Origin of the sequence: Rhizobium sp. Root1212 (assembly GCF_001424985.1) — a bacterium.
Lineage (GTDB): Bacteria > Pseudomonadota > Alphaproteobacteria > Rhizobiales > Rhizobiaceae > Pararhizobium.
On record NZ_LMDA01000021.1, the window covers coordinates 1 to 4132 of the forward strand.

6 protein-coding genes are annotated in these 4132 nt (G+C 52.2%); 2 read left to right on the forward strand and 4 right to left on the reverse strand.

Annotated features, from left to right (window positions below):
- Together ASC86_RS25885 and ASC86_RS16180 are read left to right on the forward strand one after the other, a co-directional pair.
- Positions 1 to 258: DUF1214 domain-containing protein (locus ASC86_RS25885; RefSeq protein ID WP_348270772.1), on the forward strand; the 258-nt coding region annotated here is incomplete at its 5' end.
- A 46-nt stretch (positions 259 to 304) separates the two neighbouring features.
- A complete protein-coding gene (locus tag ASC86_RS16180; RefSeq protein ID WP_200943826.1) occupies positions 305 to 871 on the forward strand; it encodes a hypothetical protein in 567 nt (188 codons plus the stop codon).
- A gap of 475 nt (positions 872 to 1346) precedes the next feature.
- Here ASC86_RS16180 and ASC86_RS25890 read toward each other — a convergent pair whose 3' ends face one another.
- From ASC86_RS25890 to ASC86_RS16195, 4 genes are all read right to left on the reverse strand, one after another.
- Positions 1347 to 1583, reverse strand: coding sequence for a hypothetical protein (locus ASC86_RS25890; RefSeq protein ID WP_156387086.1), 237 nt, complete (start codon positions 1581 to 1583; stop codon positions 1347 to 1349).
- Positions 1584 to 1668: 85 nt separating this feature from the next.
- Positions 1669 to 2211, reverse strand: coding sequence for a hypothetical protein (locus ASC86_RS16185; RefSeq protein WP_156387087.1), 543 nt, complete (start codon positions 2209 to 2211; stop codon positions 1669 to 1671).
- 556 nt (positions 2212 to 2767) lie between these two features.
- Positions 2768 to 3301, reverse strand: a complete 534-nt coding sequence (locus ASC86_RS16190) for a hypothetical protein (RefSeq protein ID WP_056323316.1) — start codon at positions 3299 to 3301, stop codon at positions 2768 to 2770.
- A gap of 10 nt (positions 3302 to 3311) precedes the next feature.
- Positions 3312 to 4013, reverse strand: a complete 702-nt coding sequence (locus ASC86_RS16195) for a hypothetical protein (protein ID WP_156387088.1) — start codon at positions 4011 to 4013, stop codon at positions 3312 to 3314.
- Positions 4014 to 4132 lie beyond the last annotated feature (119 nt).

The window sequence follows — 4132 nt, forward strand, 5'->3', positions numbered from 1 at the left end:
TCCAGAGCCCCCGCTGAAAACATGCGAGGGACGGTTGAAACATGGGTCAATTCTCAATGGAAATATCTGGCTGCGCCGGGTCAGCTCTCAGTGGAAATCAACAATATTGTGTTCAGCCCTGACCAGCCGAAGGAAAAATCAAACTGGATACAGACGGTCCCCGGCAAGGGATGGTTCCCGATCTTCCGCTTCTATGGTCCGAGCGAGCCTTATTTCGACAAGACTTGGAAGCTGGAAGACATCAAGGCGACAAAGTAACAAGGCGGGCCTCAGCCACGAATGCAATGCATGTCAGGAGCGGCAGATGCTTTGGCGACTTTCATTTGTTTTAGCTGGCCTAGTGGCAGTGGGCCTGGTCCCGCCTGTTCAGGTATTCGCGCAATCGGTTGCCGAAGCGGGAACATCGCAGGCAGGCATCCCGAGTTTGCCGTCCGACATGCCGCGCGGGTACCTCGATCCGACGGGCTTGCCAGACAGCCTTGCCCTTTTGCCTGCGCCCCCAGTGCTGAACTCTCCTGCTTTCGCCGATGACGAGGCCGCGCGTGATGCTGCTGCCAAGATGCGCGATACGCCGCGATGGTCGCGGGCGGTCCGTGATGCCGATCTCCATTTCCCGCATGCTGCCGAGACATTCTCGTGTGCGGCGAACCTGCCGATCTCACAAGAGCGAACTCCGAAACTCTACGCATTGCTGGCCAAGGCTTTCGTGGATGTGGGTCTTTCCACGTATCGCGCAAAGACCCACTATCAGCGTGTAAGACCATTTGTCCTGCATAACGGACGAGCTGCACCCTTGGCGACGAGGAAGCGTTGCGAAAAGACGGCTCTTATCCATCCGGTCACAGCGCAGCAGGTTGGGGGTGGGCGCTGATCCTAACGGAGGTCCTTCCCGACCGTGCCGACGCGATTCTGCAACGCGGTTGGGCTTTCGGCGAAAGCAGGGTTATCTGCAACGTCCATTGGAAAAGCGATGTAGAGGCAGGTCGCGTCATAGGCGGTGCCGCAGTTGCGAGACTCCATGCCGTTCCAGCGTTCGAAGCTGATCTAAACGCCGCCAAGGCAGAGGTCGCGACTGTACGCGCTGAGGGGGCGATGGCCCCCGCTGAGGTATGCGCGGGCGAGGCGGCATCATTACAACCAGGTCCGTAACTTGGTCCAACTCTTCTATTAAGCTCAAAGACAAGTCCTGGACGTAAGAACCTCAATAATATTTGGGCAAACTCCCTTCGTTCGTCCGTGGAAAGCCTATCACAGATCAAAGCGGGCGAGGCAACGTGGGGTGAGAACATCGGTTACGGTAAAAAGTCACTATGCTCGGCGTTTAGTAGCGCAGCACACAACCGCGATCAGCGCTTATAGAGATTTCTGCTGCCATTGGATTGATCCAGAAGCGATTTCTCGTTCTCATGGTCGGAGAAAGGGTAACGCGTAGTTTTGATCATCGGTTTGGGCTTTAAGGACTCAAGCACACGTAAGGGAACCGAACCGCCCGGTTGTTCCGACAACCGAGCTAACCCCTGATCCCAAGCCAGGCGTGCCTTTTCATCAGCTTCGAATGCATTCCGCGAATTTTCTTTTCTCATGTCTTCTCCTCTCAATGTTGATCAGCGCAACTGGTTCTAAACTGATCCGCTCAGGCCTGAATACACTCATGCCAGAGGCCGGTCGCTACGCTGTTCGGAACCTGCCAAAGCTCGTTTTCGTATCAGCAAGGCTGACCAAAAAGTCTTCTAGGGAATCGAGAAAGCCCATAGGCGAAATGATATCGATTATTTCGTCGAGGTTCGAATGAGATCGCCTCAACTCCATGACGGGAGTTGACCGGTCCACCAAGAGGTTACTCGATGTTTGGTAAAGCCTAACTTCCTCGACCATCGCGGTGAGTTCCGCGCAAGCGTCATCAGAATCCCATCCTCTCTCAGACACCTCATCGTCCGTATCAGTTCCCTGAGCAGCCTTTTTGACAAGCGCAAAATCAGTTGATTGCACGTCATCTGACTGCCATCCTGCCAGACTTTGCAAAAGCTGATTCAGAAAGAACTCGATGGCCAAGGATAGTCCGGCGGCATCCTGCTGTTCATTTGACTGTGACCAGAGCTGCAACAGGCGACGCAGCTCTGCGTTCGGACGCTCCGCTAGTTGATTTTGAATCACCTGCGATGCCGTCCATTCAATGCCATTGACATCTGAGATTTCCGCCGTCGTAACCATTTTCATTCCTTTTCGCGCCGACAAGGGTTGCGATTTTCTGCCTCTCGTCTAAAAGCAAGCCGTGTGTCCACGTAGCTCAGCAGGATAGAGCACAGGATTCCTGAAGAAAAATTGGGGGTTACAGTAGGAAACTCTGTAATCGATCTGCTCAAAGTCGGGGAACGCTGCACTGGTTTTCCAGGATGCCAATCCCGAGCCAAGCTCCGGAGAAATTCGGAGAAGGTGTAGAGACTGGATGGGCAGCACCTAAAAGCCGCAAGGCTAATGGTGAAGGGACAGTCCAGACCACGAACGTCCTCGGACGGCGGCGAAAGCCGAAGTGGTATGAATCCTGGGGTCGGAGGTTCGAATCCTCTCGTGGACACCAATTGTTTCTGGTTCAAGTTTTGACATCCTTCACGCCGTGAGATCAGAAAGATCGCAGGGACTTTAAGACCTTAACATCCATTACCAATCGTCCTGGTCTCGCAAACTTGCTAAGCCGAAGCCCGGTCTCATCCTCTTCGAGCAAAGAGTCCGGGCTCAGCAGCCCCGAAAGCCATTTCCTGATCGGCGACTAGGCAACGATCTCACCGTCAAGTAGACCATTCGAGCCACGGGATTTTTCCTGACTACCTTCCGCCAAGGAAAGGGACGCCTTAGCGTCCGAAAGTTCGTGTTTAAGCTGATCCATTTCAGCCCGTATCCGGACAATGTACTCTCGTAAGATATGAATTGTGCCGCCTGCATCGGACGCGGTAGCGCTGGGGATTTGATGATCCATTGCTGCTTTTATAGCCTGATCAGCGAGAAGATGCTGAACGCTATGGAAAGCTCCGCGCCAAACACCCACCATCATCCGATAACGATTTTTCAAGGTTTGGCGAGCGAGAAAATTTGGATACAAAAGTTTGCCTCGCTCGACCAAATTGTCATAGGTTGGCTCCAGTGGTGGGGTAGCCGTCAAGAGTAGCTTAGCTAGCGCTGAAATTCTCTCAAGGTTCTGCCCCGAACGGTCGGATTTGCCCTCTTGTTCGATCACTACGGTCGAGAGCTTCTGAGCGGCTTCGATTATCTCCGCGACCTTCTGTCTATTGTTTTGCTTTTTCATTTTATCACGCTCATCCAAGAACGTTTATAGGTTGTGCTGACTCGATTTTATCTTTTACAGCTTGGGTCGAGATTTTGTCCAACTTCATCGATTTCAATACTTTCGAGAAACCAAGGTCATTTGGAGTACACATGCCGTCTTGGAGTGAAATTAGTTGTTGTCGACTGATGCTGTTTAAGATTAACTTCGATGCACGCAAATAATCTTCTTTTTTCTCAGCTTCAGTGCGCCGATTCAGCGATATTGGGCGGTACCCAGCCTCCATAATCATACGATCCACCAACAATTTAAAACTCGCTTCAGCCTCTGGATCATAAATACTGGTGAAGAACTCCGACTTGTGCACGATACGAGTTAGGTGCTCAAAGTCGGACATAAACACCCACTCATCCCTTGTGGTTGTCGCACTCCATTCGACCAAAGAGTTGTCCGGATGAATTATTTTTCGGGTTGAGACTTCGGCGGGATCGTCAAATCTCTCAAGAAGCCTCAGTTGTTCAATGTATCGCTGGCCGCTGGCAATCGTTTCGCAGATGACTGTTTGAGCCTGCACATTGTCGTTTAGATCAACTTCAAGCTGCCGCCTTTGACCGTTGATTTTCCGCTCGGCCTCGAAAGTCAATTGTTCCTCGGCGCATCTTTTTTCAAGATTGAACAGTTTGTTCGACGTCTCATTGTATCGCCGAATGAGCACTACGAGCCTGCGGCTCAAGCCCTCCATCTTTGCGTAGATTGAACCGCCCCGACTTTGCCGGAGACCGTTTGGTTTAAGTTATGCGGCCATAGCTGGTGCGTCCAGCGTGGCGTAGTATCGTTCTTCTGCCTCTGCAG

Excerpts from the sequence above, each read along its gene's own strand:
- ASC86_RS25890 (WP_156387086.1), bottom strand. The coding sequence starts at position 1,583 with ATGAGAAAAGAAAATTCGCGGAATGCATTCGAAGCTGATGAAAAGGCA.
- ASC86_RS16180 (WP_200943826.1), top strand. The coding sequence starts at position 305 with ATGCTTTGGCGACTTTCATTTGTTTTAGCTGGCCTAGTGGCAGTGGGC.
- ASC86_RS16185 (WP_156387087.1), bottom strand. The coding sequence starts at position 2,211 with ATGGTTACGACGGCGGAAATCTCAGATGTCAATGGCATTGAATGGACG.
- ASC86_RS16190 (WP_056323316.1), bottom strand. The coding sequence starts at position 3,301 with ATGAAAAAGCAAAACAATAGACAGAAGGTCGCGGAGATAATCGAAGCC.